Source organism: Xenorhabdus santafensis (genome assembly GCF_033949405.1).
Lineage (GTDB): Bacteria > Pseudomonadota > Gammaproteobacteria > Enterobacterales > Enterobacteriaceae > Xenorhabdus > Xenorhabdus santafensis.
In genome coordinates, this window is record NZ_VCDN01000011.1 from 130,074 (window position 1) to 151,565 (window position 21,492).

Here is a 21,492-nt window from a genome sequence, read left to right on the forward strand (position 1 = left end):
GAATGAAATTATGATAAAAGTAACGCACGATGAAAATCAGTCGGGAGGAGTTATGCTGTATATTTTCGATATGGGTAATGTAATTATTGATATTGATTTTAAAAGGGCTCTGGCTGTCTGGAGTAATCTGAGCGGGACACCGTTGGCAACATTATCCACTAAGTTCTCATTGGGGGAGCTGTTTGAAAAACATGAATGTGGGCAAATCAGTGATGCTGACTTTGCAGAAATGATGTGTGATGAACTGGATGTTTCACTCAGTTTCGAACAATTTACTGAAGGATGGAATGCGATTTTTATTGATGTCAGGCAAGACGTTATTGAGATAATGAATAAATTGCGCGCGCAAGAGCATCGTGTAGTTGTACTGTCAAATACAAATCATCTGCATTTTGAGTATTGGCCAGAGCATTACCCTGAGATTGCAGCATCAACCGATTTTCTTTATTTATCTCACAACTTGGGCGTGCGTAAACCGACACCTGACATTTTTCAACATGTATTGGAGACAGAAGGTGTGGCAGCGGAGCAAGCCATATTCTTTGATGATGTCTTGGAACATGTTGATGCAGCAAAAGCATTAGGTATCAATGCCATTCATGTGACTGGCAGGAATGTCATCCCTGCTTATTTTGATAGGCATGATTTTTCACTTCCCACAGAAACTTAAATATTTTCCGCTCATGCATGCGGGAAATGCTTTTCTCCATTTTACCTTGCCCGAACAGGGCAAGGATCACAGGTAAGAAGAATGATCGCATTAATACAGCGTGTAACACAGGCAAAAGTTGTTGTTGAAGATGAAATTATCGGAGAAATTGGACAAGGATTACTGGTGTTATTGGGGGTCGAAAAAGAGGATGACCCACAAAAAGCACAGCGATTATGCGAAAAAGTAATGAAATACCGGGTATTCAGCGATGAACAGGGGAAAATGAATTTAAATGTTCAACAAGCGAATGGAAGCTTGCTGGTCGTATCCCAATTTACATTGGCTGCGGATACTCAGAAAGGCTTAAGGCCCAGTTTTTCCGGCGGGGCAGAACCGCAAAAAGCAGATGAACTTTATCGCTATTTTGTTGAACAGTGCCGTCTAACTGGTGTAAAAACAGAAATGGGGAAATTCGCAGCAGACATGCAAGTCAGTTTAACCAATGACGGACCTGTGACTTTCTGGTTGCAAGTATAACGCCGGTTACAAGCATAACGAAATAAAGTAACCCATCTTGTGCTGAGCGTTCCCTTAACTACACACGACAACACACAAGAGAAGGGGCTGTTTCTATGTACCACCTGAGAGTACCTCAAACAGAACAAGAGTTGGAAACCTATTACCAATTTCGTTGGGAAATGCTGCGTAAGCCACTCCATCAGCCCATTGGTTCAGAGAAAGATGGCTACGACTCGATGGCTCATCATCAAATGGTGGTGGATGAACATGGTAATCCGCTTGCTGTTGGTCGCTTATATATCAATGCGGATAGCGAAGGGGCTATCCGTTTTCTGGCGGTTCACCCTAATGTGCAACGCAAGGGATTGGGCACTCTGATTGCGATGGCTCTGGAATCTGTTGCCCGGCAGGAGGGGGTGAAACGGGTTGTTTGCAGCGCGCGGGAAGACGCGGTTGATTTCTTTGGCAAGCTGGGCTTTCAAAACCGTGGGTTGATCAATGGTGCCAAGGCCACACCAATTAACCATTTCTTGATGATCAAACCCATCATGACCCTTGACGATATCCTGCATCGCCCGGATTGGTGCGCTGAGTTGCAGCAAGCCTGGCACAAACATATTCCGTTGAGCGAAAAGATGGGGCTGCGGATCACGCAATATACTGGTCAGCGGTTTATCACCACCATGCCAGAAGCCGGGAATCAGAATCCACACCATACTATTTTCGCGGGCAGTCTGTTTTCCCAGGCTACGTTGACGGCTTGGGGGCTGATTTGGCTATTGTTGCAGGAGCGACAATTAGGAGGCGATATTATTCTGGTTGATGCCAATATTCGTTATCGGCAGCCCATTACAGGGCGCCCCAGTGCAACGGCTGATTTCAATAACATGAGCGGTGATTTGGCCCGCCTTGCCCGAGGCAATAAAGCACGCGTAAAACTGGAAGTGTCCTTGAGCGGCGAACAGGGTGTCGGTAGTGTATTCACCGGCACCTACATTGTTCTGCCGCCCGAACGTTTTGTTACAGCTTGATGCTTGTGCAGCCCTGATCCTTTACAGCCTGCTTGTCTACTGCTGAGTGCTCTGCCTCATTGGTATCCTCGGATGAGCGGGCTGCCGGAGAACAGCGGTTTGTTGAGATCATACCTTGTTCAATAGACTGTAGTTCTTTGTTTGATGCCTTATCTTCGGCAGCCAGAGTACCCGTAATGGTTTCCTTAATATTATCAGCGGAGAGGTCGCCGCTGATAGCGAGTGAGAAATTCCCTTCCCCTTGAATGTGCAGTGGAACCCAGCCCCATTGAGGGAGAATATTCAAATTGGCATTCATCCCTTTGAAACTAAGGCTAAAAGGTGTTTGGGGAGGGCGTTGCTCCGCCGTAGCGGTAATTTGCAGTAATCCATCATGGGTAAAGGCATTCAATTTATCAATGGTGATTTTTTCATTGGCGGCATGTAATTGCAGATAAGGCCGGATAATTTCAATTTTGTTGAATGTTGCTCCGGCAGCTTGTAGAGATGCCTGACCATTCCACAGCCCCCATTTGCCCTCTTTCAAAATCTCCATCTTTTCCACATGACCTGCGAGGGTGGTGAACTGGAGCGGAAAATGGGGATTGGTATCAATCAGCAACGTGTTATTGATAGTGATGTCATCTAGCGTTAAACCGGATATCCACTTAGGGGCGGGCGATTTAAAATAGTTGAGCCAGTTTGATGGCAAACTATAGAGCAGCCCTGATATGGAACTGTTTTTGAGAGTCAATTGCCGATTTTTACGATCCCACTGAGATTGGATATTGAACAGTCCTTTTTGATAATGAGTTGTCAGATTGGCAATGGTGAACAGGGAGCCAGAAAAACGCAGTTTCCCAAGCGTATCGCTGAACTGTGCATCATTGAAGGTGATGTTCATGGCATTAAAATCGATCAATCCATCCTCAGCCTGCCAACTGCCATCGACCAGCCCCAAGTTTTTAATCGTGCTGTCCAGATAATCAACAGACCAGCCTTTTCCCTGCAATTTGGCATTGGTGATATTGAGATCTTTGATGTAAGTGGCCGGAAGGTGGCTGATTTTCTCTTTCAATGCCTCCAGAGTGTCGGGAGACTGCCAGCGGATATCGCTAACCAGAAGATTATTCCAGTGCCAACTGCCATCGGGGGATTGCTGACCGTCTCCAGAAATGGCGCCCTGCAAAAATGTTGCGCCAAACGAATCAATATTCAGGGTGTTATTCTGGTAACGGCCCTGTACAACGATATTTTCAACAGGAATGCCATTCCATTGAATTGAGTTGGCGCTGAACTGATATTGGCCGTGGCCAAACGGTTTCTCTGCCGTTGGAAACCAAGGGGCGATCCCTCCGGTGATATTTTCCCCTTTAATGTCTGTCTTGGGAGTCTTGACCTGAATATTCATTTGATTCAGTTGTAAAACATCAGCTTTTAAAACGAGAGGAAATTGATTGCCAGATAACGTGAGAGTCCCTTGCTGCAAAGTGAAACGCTGGAAGCGCTGGGGAGTGAACAAATCTTGCCATTTGAAATCGATGTTAATGTGGTTGGCACTCAGTGAAGAAGGGCTTTGTTTATCGCGAATGTCCACATGGCTCAATGTCAGGGTGAAGGGAGACTGCCAGTGATGGCTGATAGTTTCAATACTGACCTGATAATGTCCTTGCCGGTTGAGCCATTGACTTAATTGTTTCGCCCCCCAATGCGTCTGAATAGCAACATAGAAGACGATGATTGTCAGGATCAATAACAATAAAAGAGTGATAAAAAGCCTTCCTAACCACTTCATGATCTCACCTCGATTCCCCCAGAAAGAAGCCCTTTTATGCCGCAAAAAGAATATGTACTCAATAGATGGCAGTGTCAAAAATAAGAATTAGTCCCTTTTAGGTGATGTTAGTTTAGATAATGCGAATGGCTGCGCAAAAATATGAATGCATAAAATAAAACTCCCGCTGAAGGGCGGGAGTAATAAAAATATTCAGCTGGTTGATTATTTTTCTGGCGGAAAAATCAGGTTAAGCAGAATGGCAGTCAGGCCACCGGCGGCAATTCCCGAAGAGAGTAAATTCTTCACCCAATCAGGGGAAAATTGCAAGATCAGTGGTTGTTGAGAAACACCCAAACCAACTGCCAATGATAGAGCGATGATCATAATTGCACGGCGATTGAGTGGCTCGCGGGATACGATTCTGACGCCAGAAGCCGCAATGGTACCAAACATCACAATTGTGGCTCCTCCCAAGACCGGTTCAGGAATATGCTGTACAAAACCGGCTACGGCAGGGAATAACCCCAGTAAAACCAACATGGAGGCAATGAGATAACCGACATGGCGGCTGGCAACGCCAGTCAGTTGGATAACGCCATTGTTCTGGCCAAAGCAAGAGTTTGGAAAAGTATTGAATACCGCAGAAACCATAGAATTAAGACCATTTGCCAGCACACCGCCTTTGATACGCTTCATATATAGCGGGCCGCTGACAGGCTGCTCGGAAACATCTGAAGTTGCCGTGATATCACCGATAGTTTCCAGCGATGTCACCATAAAAATCAAAATGAGAGGGATCAACAGATTCCAGTCAAAAGAGAGCCCGTAATAGAACGGAGAAGGAATGGAGATAACAGGGGCATCTTCTTTTGGCATGGTTTGGGGAAGCATGCCCATATACCAGGCCACCAGATAACCTGTCGTCATGGCAATGACCAGAGAGGCAACCCGCAGGTAAGCGTTCTTTTGGCGATTCAGCAGGATGATAACTGCGAGAACGACACCTGCCAGCAGCAAATTTTTCGGAGCACCAAAGGTGCCTTGCTGAATTGCAGAGTAACCTCCGCCAATGGAGGTCAACCCGACCTGTATCAGTGACAGGCCGATAATCATTACCACGATGCCGGATACCAGAGGCGTAATGACTCGCCTTGCCAGATGCAACATGCGGGAAAGCACAATTTCAGTTGTTGAGGCGATCATCAGCGTACCGAATAACGCAGCCATCATGGTTGGAATATCTGCACCACCATTCTTTAGCGCCAGCCCACCCATAATCAGCGGTGCAACAAAGTTAAAACTGGTTCCTTGAATGGAAAGCAGGCCAGAACCAATTGGCCCCAACGAGCGAATTTGGATAAGCGATGCCAGACCTGAGGCAAACAAAGACATGCTGATAATGCGTTGTGTATCTTGTTCTGGAAGCCCAAGCGCCTGGCAAATTAACATTGCCGGCGTAATAACCGCAACGAACATTGCCAGTAAATGCTGGCATGCAGCGAATAAGGCGTGGGGAAGCGGAGGCTTATCTTCGAGGCGATAGAGCAGTTCAGTGTCTGATTTTTTGGAAACTTCTGATGAATTGGACTCACGAACGGAATTGAGCATATTGTGAAATTCCCGATTAACAAAAAAACGCAATTTAAATGATCTATATCAGTAAAGCAATCGTTTGCGTTTAATTTTCATTATAAAAAACGACTTAATTCCGTCACATTTTTAAATGTTTTAACTTGTGTTTATTAATAATTTTCTTTCTAATCCAATCCCTACCTGCTCTTGGCGTTTTTATAGGATGATTATAACGTCACATTAAATTAACATAATATTAACAATGGAAGAGGTACATAAATGTATCATCTGGATATTTATGGCACGCTCGTTGCTGCCACTCTTGTTTTGCTACTAGGAAGAAAACTCGTACAAACAGTTCCATTTCTCGAGAAATATACAATCCCCGAGCCAGTTGCCGGCGGATTATTGGCAGCTTTCACTTTGCTGATAGTGAAACAGTTGACGGGTTGGGAGGTCTCTTTTGATATGTCTCTCAAAGATCCCCTCATGCTAACTTTCTTTGCCGCCATCGGCTTGAATGCTAACCTTGCCAGCCTGAAAGCGGGCGGAAGATCACTCATTATCTTTATTTTCGTCGTTGTTGGCTTGCTGTTTGTGCAAAATACCGTGGGTCTTGCCTTGGCGAAAATGTTGGGCCTCGACCCATTGATGGGACTGCTGGCTGGTACTGTTACGCTTTCAGGCGGGCATGGTACTGGCGCCGCATGGGGGCAAATTTTTACCGAACGTTATGGCTTTGAGAGTGCGACAGAAGTTGCGATGGCCTGTGCGACATTTGGTTTGGTCTTGGGCGGTCTGATCGGTGGCCCGGTAGCGCGTTTTTTGGTGAAAAACACCAAAACCCCGGGTTTGAACACAGATGACACAGAAATCCCGACAGCATTTGAGAAACCGTATACGGGCAGGATGATTACCCCACTGGTTATGCTGGAAACCATCGCCATGATCTCAGTCTGCCTGCTGGCGGGCAATTATATTCAGAACGTATTAAAAGGCACTCCTTTTGAATTACCCACTTTTGTGTGCGTGCTGTTTATCGGCGTAATACTCAGTAATGGCTTATCCATGCTTGGTTTTTACCGAGTATTTGACCGAGCGGTTTCCGTATTGGGTAACGTCAGTTTGTCGCTGTTCCTTGCCATGGCGCTGATGAGCCTGAAATTATGGCAACTGGCTTCCCTTGCATTACCTATGTTGATCATCCTCTCTGTACAGGCTGTGGTTATGGCTCTGTACGCTATTTTTGTCACTTATCGGGTGATGGGAAAGAATTTTGATGCGGCAGTACTGTCGGCAGGACACTGTGGTTTTGGCTTGGGTGCAACACCAACCGCTATTGCAAATATGCAGGCAATCACGGATCGTTTCGGGCCTTCGCATGTGGCATTTTTACTTGTGCCAATGGTCGGTGCGTTCTTTATTGATATCGTGAACGCAGCCATTATCAAATTGTATTTGTTGTTGCCAATATTTCCAACTATAGCAGGTTAAATTAATTTTTTAACTTGCCTGATATTCTGGCGATATATGCCGTTGAGTTTCTCAACGGCATTTTTTTGCTTGTTGGTTGGCACTCAATGGCAAGGATTAAAATAAATTATTTTATATTTAAATAAGTTGAAAAATAACAAGGCTTAATTATTGATAAAGGCAATTTATGGAGGTAATAAATTATTTATTCGGTAAAAAATATAATTAATGATATTTCGAAATTCGCAAAATAATCAGTTTCATTCTATAGACAAAAGCTATATAAAATGAAATGTCACTATCAAGGATAATAATAGCTATGTCAAAAAACCTTTCTATCACGATCCTCACCTTGGCCTTATTTACGGCGACTTTTGCTGTTAACCTTCAAACGCCTTTATATAGTGTTTATGCTGCCCAAAGCGATGTTGGGGCAACGGAGGTGACTATTGCTTTCGCTGCTTATGTGGCAGGGTTGATGCCAACACTTCTCTTGTTGGGAGGGCTATCGGATAGAATTGGCCGCCGCTTGCCCATTACAATAGCTTTATTGCTTGCAGCAGCAGCGACGGTGCTTTTGGTTTTGTTTCCCAATTGGGAAAGCCTTTTTGTCGCACGGGTGTTGCTTGGCATTGGAGTAGGATTAGTCACAACTGCCGGGACAGCCTACATGACCGAAATCATGGGAGCCAATCATATCCGGCGTGCTACCTTGATAGTCACATCATCCACCTCACTGGGTTTCGGCGGAGGGGCTTTGGCGACAAGTTTAAGCCTTGGGTTACAAGGCCCAACCCTCATGCCAGCCAGCTTTATTGCCCTGTTTGTCATCGCGCCGGTTCTTGCCTTTATCGGGCTGAAAATGCCGCGCCTTGATGTTCCCCAGCGTGTATCACTCCTCCGATTCCCGGTCTTTCCTGAGAAAGTATGGGTATTTGGAATCGCTATGGCTTTGGCGTGGTCAACAACGGGAATGATAATTGCGGTCGTACCGTTGGGGCTGAAAGCTCAAGGTCTGGATGGTTGGACAGGGTTTGTGATTTTCTTGGCGCTCTTTATCGGTTTTCTCTGTCAGCCCATTGCACGCCGAATGGCAAATCAAAAAGCACTTTCTTTAGGATTATTGTTAACCCCGTTGGGCTTTCTTGTGCTCCTTGCCGGCCTATGGGTTCAATCAATCACCCTAATATTGGTAGGAACAGCGATTACCAGTGCTTCCAGCTATGGTTTCACCTATCTTGCCGCGTTATTCGAGTTCTCTTCAAAAGCGCCGGATAATCGAGCCAGAGCAACTGCAGGCCTGTTTATTTATGCTTATATCGGGTTCTCTCTTCCCGTGATTGCGAGTGGCGCTTTAGCTGATCAGTTCGGTTTACTGCCGGCAATGATGATATTTTCGATAACCCAAATAATCATTACCTTGGCTACAGCTTGGTTGTGGCGTAAAAATTTTCTCAAACCCTGATTAAGCGTGACTGTATTGAGAACGATCCGGCAGCCAGCGCTCAATCAGTGCCTTGGCATGTTCAGGATAGTGCTGGTGGATATAGCGGGCGATGCGTTGGACTTCGGGCAACATACTTTGGTCACGCAATAAATCCGCTATCCTGAATTCGGCATTACCGGTTTGACGAGTACCCAACAACTCTCCCGGCCCACGGATTTCCAGATCTTTTTGGGCGATAACGAAACCATCGTTGCTGTCCCGCAAAACTTGCAAACGCAATTTGGCCGTATTGGTTAATGGTGTTTTATATAACAGGACGCAATGGGAGGCTACGGCACCACGCCCGACACGCCCGCGAAGCTGGTGCAATTGGGCCAATCCGAGGCGTTCGGGGTTATCGATGATCATCAGGCTGGCATTGGGCACATCAACCCCCACTTCAATGACGGTAGTAGCGACTAATAGCTGCAACTCCCCTTGCTTGAAAGCCTCCATGATGGCTTGTTTTTCAGCCGGTTTCATCCTTCCATGAACTAAACCAATTTTCAGCTCAGGCAATGCGAGGGTCAGCTCTTCACTGGTTGCTTGGGCTGCCTGTGCCTCCAGTACTTCAGAATCTTCTATCAGAGTACATACCCAATAAGCCTGACGCCCTTCATCCAGACAGGCACTCTTAATGCGCTGGATAATGTCATTACGGCGTGTATCAGGGATAGCAACGGTTGTGACGGGTGTCCGGCCGGGAGGTAATTCATCAATGATGGAGGTATCCAGATCAGCATAAGCCGTCATTGCCAATGTGCGTGGGATTGGGGTTGCCGTCATGATCAATTGATGGGGATGAAAGCCTTGTTCCCGGCCTTTTTCCCATAATGCAAGGCGCTGGTGGACACCGAAACGATGCTGTTCATCGATGATAACCAATGCAAGACCTGCAAATTTTACCTGTTCCTGAAACATGGCATGAGTACCGACAACCATGCTTACCTGACCGCTCGCTATCGCGTCTTGCTGTGCCTGCCGAGCCTTGCCTTTCTGTTTGCCTGCCAGCCAACCAACCTGAATGCCAAGGGGGTCAAGCCATTGGCGGAAAGTATTGGCGTGCTGCTCTGCCAGCAGTTCGGTAGGTGCCATTAATGCCACTTGTTTGCCGTGGGCAATGGCACGGATAGCGGCTAATGCGGCAACCAGTGTTTTCCCCGAGCCGACATCACCTTGTATCAGCCGCATCATAGGGACATTTTTCTCTAGATCATGCTCTATTTCTGCAACAACACGAGCCTGTGCGTTGGTAGGGGAAAATGGCAGTTGACGCAAAAGTTGTTGTTTTAGTGAATCATCCGCCAGAAGGGGCTGAGCATGAAAACGCTGGGCTCCAGCCCTCACCGCCAGCATACTTAAATGGTGTGCCAGCAACTCTTCCAGGATTAATCTTTTTTGGGCTGGGTGTCGGCCATTTTCCAAATCAGTCAGGGAAATATCTGGCGGGGGATGGTGCAATGTATGCAGTGCATTGGGCAAGCTGACCATCTTCCGACTGAATTCTTCCGGCAGTAATTCATTGATGGCACAGGTATCCAATATTTCCAATGCTTGTTCGATTAATTTTCGCAGCGTTGCCTGACGCACACCTTCGGTTGTGGGATAGATGGGCGTTAGCGTCTCTTGCAATTGAATGTTGTCAGCGTGTTGCTGAACTTTATATTCGGGATGAATTATCTCCGGCCCTTGATTGCCACGACGAATTTCACCGTAGGCAACAATGTGTCTTCCTTCAGCCAAGTTGTTTTTCATGGCCGCAGTGAAATTGAAAAAACGCAGGGTTAAAACGCCAGTCCCATCGCTGATTTGGCAGGTCATGATACGCCGCCGCCCAAAAACCACATTGGTACGTAATATTTCACCGGTTACTGTGGCATAAATTCCGGGCAGCAATTCATTGATTGTATACAGGCGGGTTTGATCTTCGTAGCGTAAAGGCAAATGCAAAAGCAAATCCTGGAGATTGACCAACCCTAATTTGACAAGTTTAGTCGCCTGACTGGCTCCAACACCACGCAGCGTGGTTAAAGGAATGGCATCAAGCAATTGGCCTTTCATGGAATACCTATCTCCGTTGGTGTGATTTTGATGGTGCAGTCGTTGCCTGCATTTCTGCCCACCATGCTTCACTTGCGATGATTTGCCCTTGTTTATCAATCAATGGCTGTTCCAATCCCTTACGGCGCGAAACGGCAGCCAATACCGGGTATCCCCCTTCAAAAAGCAATTTTTGTTGCTCTTCTTCTGGCAAGGTACTCTCTTCCCGCTGGTACATGCCAGCCAATTGGCGCTGGCGTTGTGCTTCATAGAGGATAAGCGCAGATGCGACTGAAACATTCAAAGATTGCACCATACCTGCCATCGGAATAATGATGTCATGATCTGCCAAGGCGATGGCTTGCTTTGAAATGCCTTTCTTTTCCTGGCCCATAATGATGCAGGTAGGTTTAGTGTAATCAATTTGACGGAAATCGACGGCTTTATCAGAAAGATGGGTTGCCAGTACTTGCATGCCATCGGCTCTAAATTGCCGGACGGCATGCTCAATCGTGGTGTGCTTTTCCACCTGAACCCAGCTATTACTGCCTGCTGCGGAGGAGAGCTGGGTTCTTAACTGTTCTGTGGGCCAGATAGCGTGGATTCGGTGGATACCAACAGCATCCGCCGTACGAATAACAGCGGATATGTTATGAGGTTTATGGACTTCTTCTAAACAAATCGTCAGGTCAGGTTGACGCATTGCCATCATCTGGCATATCCGGGCGTAACGTTTAGGATTCATAACCTCTAGTTTCGATTACGGCTAACTCGCATCACGTCTGGCATAACACGTATTTTACGCATGATATTTGCCAACTGGATACGGTCTTTGGTTGTTAGCCTGATGAAAGCACAGTAGACGCGGCCATCTTTTTCCTCCGTATTCATGCTTTGAATGCTGGAGTTGGCATCGTTAATGGCAGCAGTCAGATTGGCCAGTGCGCCCTGATGGTTAAACATATCGACTTTAATTTCGGCAATAAAGTCACTATTGATATCTTTATCCCACTCGACAGGCATGAATTTTTCCGGTTCTTTCTGGTATCCACGGATATTCCGGCAAGATTCGTGGTGAATAACCAGACCTTTCCCCGGGCTGATATGGGCAATAATGGGATCACCGGGAATTGGGCGGCAACATTTGGCAAAGGTAATCAAAATGCCGTCAGCGCCCTTGATTGGCAACTTACGGGATGAATTCCCGTTATTGCTCGGGACTTTCTCTGTTGCGCCAAGTAATAAATTGCGGGCGACGACGACACTCATCGCGTTACCCAGCCCGATTTCCGTCAGTAAATCATCCAATGTCGCGAGTTTCATTCTCGCAAGCTCTTTGTCGATGTTTTCCTGCGGAATATCGGCAATCTTAGTGCCGTTACCCAAAGCATGATTGAGCAGACGGCGACCCAGCCCAATTGAATCATCCCGTTTCAGGTTTTTCAGTAACTGACGGATCTTAGCCCGAGCCTTAGAACTGACGACAAAGTTTAGCCATGCCGCATTGGGCCTTGCCCCCGGTGCTGTGATGATTTCAACGGTCTGCCCGCTGCTGAGTGTCTGTGAGAGAGGGTAAGGCAGGCGATCAACACGGGCGCCGACACAAGCATGGCCGATATCTGTATGAACAGCATAGGCAAAGTCAACAGGAGTGGCACCCGCCGGTAATTCGACAATGCGGCCTTCGGGGGTAAAAACGTAAATCTCATCGGGAAATAAATCAGATTTCACGCTTTCAATAAATTCAAAAGAACTTCCGGCACTTTGCTGAAGTTCCAGCAAACTCTGCATCCAGCGTTGAGCACGAACTTGCGCAGTTGTGCCCGATTCCCCTTGCTCTTTATAGGCCCAGTGAGCAGCAACACCCATCTCTGCCATCTGGTCCATATCTTCAGTACGGATTTGCACCTCAACTGGCACGCCATGTGGGCCGATAAGAGAAGTATGCAGAGATTGGTAGCCATTGGCCTTGGGAATGGCAATATAATCTTTTACTCTACCCGGACGCGGTTTGTATAAACTGTGCATTTGCCCCAGTACGCGATAGCAGGTATCAAGATTATTGACGATGACCCGAAAAGCGTAAATATCCATGATGGAATGGAAACGCTGTTCTTTTAGATGCATTTTGCGATAAATGGAGTAGAGATGTTTTTCGCGACCGCTGACGATACATTTGATGCCAGCATCTGTTAACCTGCCTTCAATTTCAGACAGAATTTTCTGAATCATCTCTTTGCGATTGCCGCGGGCGGCTTTGACAACCTCTTTAATTACCCGGTAACGATTGGGATACAGGGCTTCAAAACCAAGCTCTTCCAGCTCTGTTTTCAGGTGATGGATACCCAAACGATGAGCCAGAGGGCTATAAATTTCCAGCGTTTCCCTGGCAATGCGCCGCCGTTTATCTGGGCGCAGAGAGCCAAGGGTTCGCATATTGTGTGTACGGTCTGCCAGTTTGATCAAAATGACGCGGATATCCTGCACCATTGCCATGATCATTTTACGGAAGTTCTCGGCTTGTGCTTCTTTCTTATCACGAAAGTTCAGCTTATCCAGTTTGGATACGCCTTCCACCAAACCGGCAACGGCCGTGCCAAATAACTGCTCTATATCCTGAAATGTGGCTGGGGTATCTTCAATGACATCATGCAGAAGAGCCGCCATAAGTGTTTCATGATCAAGGCGCATCTCCGCCAAAATGCAGGAAACAGCAACAGGATGAGTAATATATGGCTCACCACTGGAGCGAGTCTGCCCTTCGTGGGCATCCCGCGCAACCACATAGGCCTGCTTAAGTAGATCGATTTGATCTTCAGGCAAATATTTCAGAACAAGCTGATTAAGGCTTTCAAACAGGTACAAGGCAGACCTACCGTAAAATTAACGACGACCTTCAGCGATAACAGAAACGGCTTTGATTTCCGCGGCTTCTTGTTCTTGCTGTTCCTGACGCTCACGAACATCCAGAATCTTATTGTTAATGAGGCCTTGCTCGATTTCACGCAGAGCAATAACAGTCATCTTATCGTTTTCTTCAGGAACGAGAGGATCTTTACCACCTGATTGCAATTGGCGTGCTCGGCGAGCAGCGACCAACACTAGGTCAAAACGGTTACCAATTTTCTCTACTGCGTCTTGAACAGTTACGCGTGCCATATGTGTGCTACTCCACAGATAAATAAATGACTGGGCATGATACTGAAACTTGGTTCAGTCTGCCAATAATTTGCTGATTAAGGCGTCATGCCGCTGAGTTTGGCGATCTAATCGTAGACGCTCTGAACGAATAATGGATTGTAAATCGGCCAGTGCCGTATTGAAATCATCGTTGATGATAACGTAATCATATTCGTTGTAATGTACCATCTCTGCAACAGCCTGAGCCATGCGAGAGGCAATAATTTCTTCGCTGTCCTGACCTCGCCCACGCAGGCGGCGGAGCAACTCTTCCTGAGACGGTGGAAGAATGAAAATGCTGCGGGCCGCCGGCATTTTCTGGCGGATTTGCTGTGCACCTTGCCAGTCAATATCAAGAAAAACATCAACACCACTGGCAAGGGTATCTTCGATAACTTTACGGGAAGTACCGTAATAATTACCAAAAACACAGGCATATTCCAAAAATTCATCATTACTGATCATAGTTTGGAATTCATCAACAGTGACGAAAAAGTAATGTTCACCATGATTTTCGCCCGGACGCGCTTGGCGTGTTGTATGTGAAACAGAAACCTGAGTGTCATACAAAGGCTGAGTTTTCAATAAAGCCTGAATAAGGCTTGATTTGCCTGCTCCACTCGGTGCAGAAACAATATATAACGTTCCTTGGTTCATGATGATTTCTTGACTGATTGGGTATAAATAAATGCAAGCGCAGGAATATAAAATCCCACATAGTATACACGGATACGTAAATCCATGCAGCGTTACAATACATGCCAATGGAGATTTCAACAAAATTTTTTCTTAACAAATCGGCGTTACTGCTTAATTTTGCGAAACAATTTCAGGAAAAATAGATGGTTGCAGAAAACAGTCATTTATTTTTCGAAACGCTTCGCAAACCTACCTTTTGCATCTTGGTAAAAATCATCGGGTTTTCTATTCTCTGCTCGTGTTTTTAGGAGCCTATGGAGCAAGGATGCTTAATTCTTTCATCATTTTTTTAATCACAGCATGGATGTTGCTATTCGGCACGCCAATGGCAGTGGCAAACGAAGTTAGTTGCCCTGAATGGCCTCCGGAAAAATTTCAGCATGAAATTAATCAACTGACACTACAGGTAAATAAGTGGGAACATCTTTATCGCCAACAAGGCATTAGTGAAATAGATGATGAAATCTATGACCAACTACTGGAGACCTTGGGGTTTTGGCAACGTTGTGCTCAACAGAAATCAGGCCGCACGAATTTTTTGGAAGAAAAGATAGCTGATATGCCGGTGTTGCCTGCACCACAAGGGAAAAAACAGGCTCATCCCGTCCGTCATACAGGCTTAAATAAGCTGAAAACCGTGCAGGAGGTAAATCAATGGCTACAAGGGAGGAAAGACGTTTGGCTGCAACCAAAGGTTGATGGTGTTGCTGTGACTTTAGTGTATGAAAAAGGCCAGTTAAAACAGCTTATCAGCCGTGGCAATGGGATAGAAGGGAATGATTGGACAGATAAAAGCCGGTTTATCACCAGCATCCCTGATCAGATAGATAATGCGGCGGGGCGTTTGGTATTGCAGGGAGAGCTTTTCTGGCAGCAGGAAAGCCATCGGCAATCCGTCATGGGGAGTCAGGGTTCACGCAGCAAAGTTGCGGGTTTAATGATGCGCAAAACACCCACTTCGGAACTTAAGCATATAGGTCTCTTTATCTGGGCCTGGCCTGATGGACCACACCCAATGGGAGCCAAATTGAAGCAGTTGGCATCAATGGGGTTCCCTGTCACTCAGCAATACAGTCATTCAATAGCCACAGTGGAAGAAGCTGAAAAGAAATGGAAAGAATATTTTACCCAACCTTTACCTTTCGCGACGGATGGTGTGGTTCTGCGTCAAGAAGTTGAACCTACAGGCCAGCAGTGGCAAGCAGGATCGAACAGTTGGGCTGTTGCGTGGAAATATCCCTTACAGCAGCAGGTCACAAGCATCAAAGATGTTAATTTCACAATAGGCCGGACAGGGAAGGTATCTACGGTATTGGAACTAGAAAAAGTGAAGTTGGACGATCGGTTGGTCAGCCGCGTCAATATAGGCTCTGTCAGGCGTTGGAAACAGTGGCATGTTTATCCGGGTGATAAAGTGACCGTCGCGTTGGCGGGGCATGGTATACCCAAGCTCGATAAGGTTGTATGGCGTATTTCTGAACGCGCTGATATTCAGCCACCAGATGAGCGGGAGTACCATTTTCTCAGTTGCCTTACATTCAGACATTATGCCGATTATGCCGATTATGCCGATTATGCCGATGGCTCTAATGAAGGGGAGAAGGGTGGGCAGTATTGTGAACAACAATTTATCGCCCGTTTAACATGGCTCGGCGTAAAATTAAAAATGAAAGGCATTGGACAAGGAACATGGTCGATGCTGGTAAAGCATGGGTTGGTAGCGAATTTAACGGATTGGTTGGCGTTGAATAAGGGGCAACTTGAGAAAGTACCCAATATTGGGACCAAACGTGCAGAATCCATATTTTCCCAATTCCAGCAGGCAAAGCTACGCCCATTTCCATTGTGGCGTGAAGCGATAGGAATGCCTTATGCCAATCGGCTGGCGGGCGATATAAGCTGGCATGAGCAGTTATCAAATAAGGCGATAACGAACTTCCTGACGGTAAAACAGGCAGAAAAAATTTCAGCGTTTTTACAGCATCCAGAAATTAAGGCCGTGATTCAAAAACTGGCGTTACACGACATTAAGGAAATGCCGTGGAGTGGGAAGCATGAAACGGGGAATGAAGAAAACAACAGGGGAAAATAGCCATATCAAAGATAGCCATATGAAAGGTAACAATATGGAATCGTCAGGGATGGATAAAGGCGATGGAAATGAAGCAGGAAATAGGGAAAAGGGCAGAGAAAACTGCCCCAAAGAAGCGTGTTGGTTAATGATCTGTTCCATCATAATTGAAGATGGGTAAACCAAGACGATAACGGATTGCAATCAAACGGGCGGTTAGCCCTGCAACAAGTGTAATTAAGATCACACTATTTGGATGCAATGGAGTATGTAATAAAGCGATATAAAGCCAGGCAGCAGCAAAAGAGACGCCAGCATAAATCTCTTTTTGGAATACCAGAGGGATGGTATTACAAAACATATCGCGTAGTACTCCGCCAAAAACGCCAGTAATTACGGCAGCAATTGCTGCGATAATCGGGCTGTAGTGCATATCCAACGCAATTTGTGCACCAATAATGGAGAACACAATTAAGCCAATTGCATCAAGGATAAGAAAGAGACGACGTAAATGTTTCATCATGGGTGCAACCCAGATGGTGATCACAGCAGCACAGGCAACGGTCACAATGTATTCTGGGTTTTTTACCCAGCCTAGCGGGTAGTGACCTAGAATTATGTCACGGACGGTGCCACCCCCAATGGCTGTCACGGAAGCAATGATAATAACGCCGAACACATCCATTTTTCGACGCCCTGCGGCTAATGCACCTGTCATGGCTTCAGCCGTAATACCGATGATATAGAGGACACTGAGTAGCATAAATTTGTTCAAATGGAATATAACGTATAAGTAAAGAGTACTGTCGAAATAATAACGCCTCGACTGAAATTTTTTAGTTAACTCTCGATAAAATTAGTTTTTATTATCCGAAACCTCGCGAAAAAAGGTAGGAAAATGGTCTCCAAGGAACGCCAAATTACATTCGATAGCCGTAGCCATCAGATAACTAATATAAATATCTGGACGCCGGATAGCCAGTGGATAGTATACGATGTTCGTCCCAGTGGGGCCTTTTTTACAGGGTTAACGATAGAAAAAATTCATGTCGAAAATGGACAAATTGGAATTATCTATCAGGCCAAAGAGGGTGCCCATGTCGGTGTTGTAACTGCCAGCCCCAAAGAGCCGGTGAGTTATGCGTTTATTCATGGCCCGGAAAATCCAGACGACCAATGGCAGTATGATTTTCATCATCGCCGTGGGGTCATTGTTTCTGATACCCAGCCAAATGTAGCGATTAACATTGATGCCATGGATATTACGCCTCCTTATACCGCAGGTGCATTGCGTGGCGGTACACATGTTCATGTTTTCAGCCCTGATGGCAGTCGCTTAAGTTTTACTTACAACGATCATGTGATGCATGAGTTAGATCCTGCCCTTGATTTGCGCAATGTCGCCGTGGCTGTTCCGATGCGGGCGGTGACTTCAGCGAAACAACATCCACGGGAGTATGACGGCAGCCATTTTTCAGTTGTTGTCAGCGAAACCACAGCAAACCCACGTCCCGGAAGTGATGATATTAATCGAGCTTATGAAGAAGGATGGGTTGGGCAACAGGGATATCTCAAAGAAAATGGTCAATGGCAGCGTTGGGCATTGGCCTTTATTGGTGATACTCGTGCTGAAAATGGTGAAAAAGTTCCGGAAATCTATCTCGTGGATTTGCCGGATAATGACGAAGATTATGCCATTGCAGGCCGTCAGCCCTTGGCAGGTACTGAAACAACATTACCTGCCCCTCCTTTAGGAGTGAAACAGAGGCGTTTGACTTTTACGCATAATAGGCGCTGGCCGGGAGTGTTGAATGTTCCTCGGCACTGGTTGAGGTCTTCGCCGGATGGCAGCAAAATTTGTTTTTTGATGAGAGACGAAAAAGGAATCGTCCAATTATGGTACATTTCTCCAACTGGCGGTGCCCCCAAGCAAATAACCCATAGCATGGACGATATACAGTCTGCTTTTAATTGGGATAGCCGTGGCCAGTTTATTGCTTGTGTCTGTGACAACAGTATCGTGCTTTACGATAGTGAAAATGGAAACATGCGGCGTTTAACAGAACGCACCGATGAAGCGCCCTGTGCTGATGCAGTAGTAATATCACCGGATGATCGTTATGTTGCCTTTATGCGTGATATTGACGGATATCGGCAAATATTTGTTGCTGAAACAGGGATTTGATATACACGTCGTCTTTCAAGTTGCCTTTTTGTTGGTTGCACTCATTCACCGTCTTTATAAACTTACGGTTATCTATGTTTTCGGGGACGAATTCCCTTGCCGCCGCGATGCAACTTGAAATCCATTGGGTATAGTTGTACCTGAAATAAAACCGCTTTAATGGGCATCGTGGGCGAATGGCAATACCCATATGGGTTTATATAACCTTCGCTTTTCAAGGGAACGCAATGCGACATATGCTAGCCCGAGCGCGGCAATGGTGAATGGCAATCCCGACTGACCTGCTTTTGGCGATTACTTTTTATCGGAGGCTATTCGAATGACGCTCACGATGCTTATCGTAATAATTGTGCTCGCCGCTAGTTGTGCAGCATTCAAGTGGCGTCGCACAAGTAGAACGCTCTACGCTATATTGATCATCCTGTTTCTGGCGATCGGCTGTGGCCCCATTCCGGCATGGCTGCTGAGCAACCTACAATCTGCCTATGACGTGAAACCAACAATTGCATGGAGCAAACGCAATGCGATTGTTCTGCTGGGCGCCGGCACCGAAAAAATCGCACGCACCAATTCAGTCGAGCCGGGAACGTTCTCATATGCGCGCATCGTCGAGGCGGCAGAACTTTATAACGACTGTCGAAAGACCAAAGCGGATTGTAAGATCATCGTTAGTGGCGGTGACGCGAATCACACCGGCTCGCCAGAAGCGACGGTCTACCGAAGTTCCCTGCTCAAACTCGGTATCGACGCAGCCGATGTGTTTCTCGAATCCAACAGCATGAATACCTGGCAGAACGCGCAATTCACGAGCTCCGTGCTGCGGCGCTACAACCCCGATCGCGTGCTGCTGGTTTCGTCGGGCATCCATCTACGACGCAGTGTGTTGTACTTCGCGCATTTCGGGGTTGCCGCGTTACCGGTGCGTGCGGACTATCTGCGCGCCGTGCTGTCTCCGCTACCGCTGTCGTACAATTTCGCCGTCGCGGATTTTGCGTTGCATGAATATGTCGGCATCGCCCGTTACTATGTGTACAACGCGCTAGGTTGGAATCCCATGAGGCAACATCCGGGCGATGCATAGCGCGAGAGCAGCAACGCCTTGAGTGCTCCGGCGTATTCCTGCCGCCTTCTCAGCGAATGCGGTTCTTGGCCGATGTAGTCGGGCCGCTGCAGCTATGCAGCCGGGATCGCTGAAAAAATGGAACTTTTCGCTGAATTGGGCGCAAAGCCCCTTCAAGTTGCCTCTTTGTTGGCCGCACTCATTCACTCCGGTCACATAGTTATCTATGTTTTCGGGGATTATTAAGAGGCTCCTGCCTCTCGACCTTTGGTCAGCCGTTGGTTGGGAAAATTCGTTTCTGACGAATTTGTCATTCCCTTGTCGCTGCGATGCAACTCGAAATCCGTTGGGTATGATGACTTATTTTTCTCTAGCTGTTCAATCCGATGCTTTGGAGATCCTTTCGCGTTGTCCTGATCAGAGCGGGCGTAATCATAGGGAAGTAAAAGCGTATCTAAAAGCGCAGAAAAAGGGAGGTCAGCCGCAAGCAGGGGCTTCATAACCCACCCGGTTTTTTCGTCTTTTATCATTTTAATATTGGCTTTTGCACCGGAATAATAACCTTGATGGGGGCCACTGTGTGTCATGATACTGGAGCAACCTGTAACGAGTAACCATCCCAGTGTGGAACATAACAATAGAAGTATTTTACGGTTTTTCATCATTTCCATGATCTCAATGAATTAATTTGCCAGTGTCCAGAAACTTTAATTGCTCTTAAATGCTACTGTTCTCAACGCGTGAAAATAACCTTCAATACTGTTCATTCATTAATACTATTTACTATAGTCAGGTAGTACTCGGTTGGCTATAGCACTTATCGCTAAATTTAATAATTTTTTGTGATGGAAATGCTAATTCTGTTTCTAGGTTTCATTTGGGGAGAGTCTTGGAAATGGAATTTTATTTAATAAGTTGATAATAAAATATTTTTTATTTTTTTGCGTTTGTCTAATGACCGAGTTTTGGGTCGGTCATGTATTCAACCCGTTGATGCATATTAAATATAATATTCACGTTCAATGACAGTACCGATGACTTTATCATGAATTTCCGGCGATTTAGAATAACCCAACGTCTTTCTATTGAGCCGTTTAAATCGGTTGTGCAATGTTAAATTCTCCCACTCAATACGTTGAGTGAAATTGTTTTCAACAAGATGCTGGCTTTTAGGTAGTAGATTGTACGCCTTGAAATTATCTGTATGCCAGAAAGTAATATTAAACGAGGCGAGCTTTTTAAGCAGTTTTTTGAGTGTTTTTTTGTTTTTCGCCCCAAACGTATGAGCAATGATACGCTTCAGACGAGGCTCCTAAGCATACCATAACCAGCGCCGGTATTTTTATTGCAGGCGAATGACCAAACTTCATCAACTTCATCAACTTCACAAACGAGCTGAATGTTGGCCTTATCTAAGGAAAGTGTCATTACGCATCGCGGTTTAAGTTTTTTAAAACGCGAACAACAGAATTAATACTGATATGCAATGCACGAGCAGTATCACGGATACCGGCATTGTTCATAGCAAGGTCAACGACCTGCTCTTTTATACCGGTTTTGATGCGCGATAAGCGTAATCGATCTAAAAGATTCGTTTATATACAGGAGGAGATATAGCGTTGATGGCCAGCCTCGTCTTTGCCGTGTTTTTGACGTATTCAACTTGCTGACAAAATCGGTATTTTACTTCAACCGTCGGCATTTTATTTCCCCAACAAATGGTTATTATGCATATAAATCAACGTGTTGGGAACTCAGTCCGATTTTG

17 protein-coding genes and 2 pseudogenes are annotated in these 21,492 nt (G+C 46.1%); 9 read left to right on the plus strand and 10 right to left on the minus strand.

From position 1 onward, the window contains the following. Positions 1-52 precede the first annotated feature (52 nt). From yihX to fabY, 3 genes are all read left to right on the plus strand, one after another. Entirely contained in the window at positions 53-670 is a 618-nt protein-coding gene (gene yihX / locus FE392_RS02250; RefSeq protein WP_319928719.1) for a glucose-1-phosphatase, read from the plus strand. Between the two features lie 81 nt (positions 671-751). Then, positions 752-1,189, plus strand: a complete 438-nt coding sequence (gene dtd / locus FE392_RS02255; protein ID WP_319928604.1) for a D-aminoacyl-tRNA deacylase — start codon at positions 752-754, stop codon at positions 1,187-1,189. 95 nt (positions 1,190-1,284) lie between these two features. After that, a complete protein-coding gene (gene fabY / locus FE392_RS02260) occupies positions 1,285-2,202 on the plus strand; it encodes a fatty acid biosynthesis protein FabY (protein WP_319928605.1) in 918 nt (305 codons plus the stop codon). Here the strand turns inward: fabY and FE392_RS02265 are convergent. After that, a complete protein-coding gene (locus FE392_RS02265) occupies positions 2,192-3,976 on the minus strand; it encodes an AsmA family protein (protein ID WP_319928606.1) in 1,785 nt (594 codons plus the stop codon). The two genes, fabY and FE392_RS02265, sit on opposite strands and share 11 nt — an antisense overlap. A 204-nt stretch (positions 3,977-4,180) precedes the next feature. After that, positions 4,181-5,566 carry a nucleobase:cation symporter-2 family protein gene (locus tag FE392_RS02270; RefSeq protein WP_319928607.1) on the minus strand — a complete coding sequence of 462 codons (1,386 nt, stop codon included), beginning with the start codon at positions 5,564-5,566 and terminating at the stop codon, positions 4,181-4,183. 243 nt (positions 5,567-5,809) lie between these two features. Here FE392_RS02270 and gltS point away from each other — a divergent pair, with 243 nt between their 5' ends. Both gltS and FE392_RS02280 read left to right on the plus strand, forming a co-directional pair. Further along, positions 5,810-7,024 (plus strand): sodium/glutamate symporter, encoded by a 1,215-nt coding sequence (gltS, locus tag FE392_RS02275; protein WP_319928608.1) that lies wholly within the window; start codon positions 5,810-5,812, stop codon positions 7,022-7,024. A 298-nt stretch (positions 7,025-7,322) separates the two neighbouring features. Next, positions 7,323-8,468 carry an MFS transporter gene (locus tag FE392_RS02280; protein ID WP_319928609.1) on the plus strand — a complete coding sequence of 382 codons (1,146 nt, stop codon included), beginning with the start codon at positions 7,323-7,325 and terminating at the stop codon, positions 8,466-8,468. On the opposite strand, the gene recG is transcribed toward FE392_RS02280, so the two are convergent. From recG to gmk, 5 genes are read right to left on the minus strand one after another with little or no spacing between them, the layout of a single operon-like run. Continuing rightward, a complete protein-coding gene (gene recG, locus FE392_RS02285) occupies positions 8,469-10,550 on the minus strand; it encodes an ATP-dependent DNA helicase RecG (RefSeq protein WP_319928610.1) in 2,082 nt (693 codons plus the stop codon). 7 nt (positions 10,551-10,557) lie between these two features. After that, a complete protein-coding gene (gene trmH / locus FE392_RS02290) occupies positions 10,558-11,274 on the minus strand; it encodes a tRNA (guanosine(18)-2'-O)-methyltransferase TrmH (RefSeq protein ID WP_319928611.1) in 717 nt (238 codons plus the stop codon). 5 nt (positions 11,275-11,279) lie between these two features. Continuing rightward, complete coding sequence (gene spoT, locus FE392_RS02295) at positions 11,280-13,394, minus strand: bifunctional GTP diphosphokinase/guanosine-3',5'-bis pyrophosphate 3'-pyrophosphohydrolase (RefSeq protein WP_319928612.1); 2,115 nt, start codon at positions 13,392-13,394, stop codon at positions 11,280-11,282. An 18-nt stretch (positions 13,395-13,412) separates the two neighbouring features. Further along, positions 13,413-13,688, minus strand: a complete 276-nt coding sequence (gene rpoZ / locus FE392_RS02300; protein WP_010848451.1) for a DNA-directed RNA polymerase subunit omega — start codon at positions 13,686-13,688, stop codon at positions 13,413-13,415. Positions 13,689-13,742: 54 nt separating this feature from the next. Next, positions 13,743-14,366, minus strand: coding sequence for a guanylate kinase (gene gmk / locus FE392_RS02305; protein WP_319928613.1), 624 nt, complete (start codon positions 14,364-14,366; stop codon positions 13,743-13,745). Positions 14,367-14,673: 307 nt separating this feature from the next. On the opposite strand from gmk, the gene ligB reads away from it, so the two are divergent. Then, positions 14,674-16,500, plus strand: coding sequence for an NAD-dependent DNA ligase LigB (gene ligB, locus FE392_RS02310; protein WP_319928614.1), 1,827 nt, complete (start codon positions 14,674-14,676; stop codon positions 16,498-16,500). Then, the gene (locus tag FE392_RS02315; protein WP_319928615.1) at positions 16,475-16,660 is read left to right on the plus strand and encodes a hypothetical protein; all 186 of its coding nucleotides are present in this window, start codon (positions 16,475-16,477) and stop codon (positions 16,658-16,660) included. The genes ligB and FE392_RS02315 overlap by 26 nt, the downstream gene beginning before the upstream one ends. On the opposite strand, the gene FE392_RS02320 is transcribed toward FE392_RS02315, so the two are convergent. Next, positions 16,625-17,242, minus strand: a complete 618-nt coding sequence (locus FE392_RS02320; protein WP_319928616.1) for a trimeric intracellular cation channel family protein — start codon at positions 17,240-17,242, stop codon at positions 16,625-16,627. The two genes, FE392_RS02315 and FE392_RS02320, sit on opposite strands and share 36 nt — an antisense overlap. Positions 17,243-17,377: 135 nt before the next feature. Here FE392_RS02320 and FE392_RS02325 point away from each other — a divergent pair, with 135 nt between their 5' ends. After that, the gene (locus tag FE392_RS02325) at positions 17,378-18,664 is read left to right on the plus strand and encodes a YidR family protein (RefSeq protein ID WP_319928617.1); all 1,287 of its coding nucleotides are present in this window, start codon (positions 17,378-17,380) and stop codon (positions 18,662-18,664) included. A 319-nt stretch (positions 18,665-18,983) separates the two neighbouring features. Beyond that, the gene (locus FE392_RS02330) at positions 18,984-19,745 is read left to right on the plus strand and encodes a YdcF family protein (RefSeq protein WP_319928618.1); all 762 of its coding nucleotides are present in this window, start codon (positions 18,984-18,986) and stop codon (positions 19,743-19,745) included. Positions 19,746-20,092: 347 nt separating this feature from the next. Here the strand turns inward: FE392_RS02330 and FE392_RS02335 are convergent. After that, positions 20,093-20,386: pseudogene (locus FE392_RS02335) on the minus strand (YceK/YidQ family lipoprotein); the annotation flags it as partial. 338 nt (positions 20,387-20,724) lie between these two features. Then, a pseudogene (locus tag FE392_RS02340) lies at positions 20,725-21,426 on the minus strand (IS1 family transposase). Between the last annotated feature and the right edge of the window lie 66 nt (positions 21,427-21,492).

What these genes read in the sequence shown, in the direction of transcription:
- ligB (WP_319928614.1), top strand. Translation starts at nt 14,674, where the DNA reads ATGCTTAATTCTTTCATCATTTTTTTAATCACAGCATGGATGTTGCTA.
- fabY (WP_319928605.1), top strand. Translation starts at nt 1,285, where the DNA reads ATGTACCACCTGAGAGTACCTCAAACAGAACAAGAGTTGGAAACCTAT.
- gltS (WP_319928608.1), top strand. Translation starts at nt 5,810, where the DNA reads ATGTATCATCTGGATATTTATGGCACGCTCGTTGCTGCCACTCTTGTT.
- FE392_RS02265 (WP_319928606.1), bottom strand. Translation starts at nt 3,976, where the DNA reads ATGAAGTGGTTAGGAAGGCTTTTTATCACTCTTTTATTGTTATTGATC.
- FE392_RS02270 (WP_319928607.1), bottom strand. Translation starts at nt 5,566, where the DNA reads ATGCTCAATTCCGTTCGTGAGTCCAATTCATCAGAAGTTTCCAAAAAA.
- FE392_RS02315 (WP_319928615.1), top strand. Translation starts at nt 16,475, where the DNA reads ATGAAGAAAACAACAGGGGAAAATAGCCATATCAAAGATAGCCATATG.
- gmk (WP_319928613.1), bottom strand. Translation starts at nt 14,366, where the DNA reads ATGAACCAAGGAACGTTATATATTGTTTCTGCACCGAGTGGAGCAGGC.
- FE392_RS02320 (WP_319928616.1), bottom strand. Translation starts at nt 17,242, where the DNA reads ATGCTACTCAGTGTCCTCTATATCATCGGTATTACGGCTGAAGCCATG.
- trmH (WP_319928611.1), bottom strand. Translation starts at nt 11,274, where the DNA reads ATGAATCCTAAACGTTACGCCCGGATATGCCAGATGATGGCAATGCGT.
- FE392_RS02330 (WP_319928618.1), top strand. Translation starts at nt 18,984, where the DNA reads ATGACGCTCACGATGCTTATCGTAATAATTGTGCTCGCCGCTAGTTGT.
- rpoZ (WP_010848451.1), bottom strand. Translation starts at nt 13,688, where the DNA reads ATGGCACGCGTAACTGTTCAAGACGCAGTAGAGAAAATTGGTAACCGT.
- yihX (WP_319928719.1), top strand. Translation starts at nt 53, where the DNA reads ATGCTGTATATTTTCGATATGGGTAATGTAATTATTGATATTGATTTT.
- recG (WP_319928610.1), bottom strand. Translation starts at nt 10,550, where the DNA reads ATGAAAGGCCAATTGCTTGATGCCATTCCTTTAACCACGCTGCGTGGT.
- FE392_RS02325 (WP_319928617.1), top strand. Translation starts at nt 17,378, where the DNA reads ATGGTCTCCAAGGAACGCCAAATTACATTCGATAGCCGTAGCCATCAG.
- dtd (WP_319928604.1), top strand. Translation starts at nt 752, where the DNA reads ATGATCGCATTAATACAGCGTGTAACACAGGCAAAAGTTGTTGTTGAA.
- FE392_RS02280 (WP_319928609.1), top strand. Translation starts at nt 7,323, where the DNA reads ATGTCAAAAAACCTTTCTATCACGATCCTCACCTTGGCCTTATTTACG.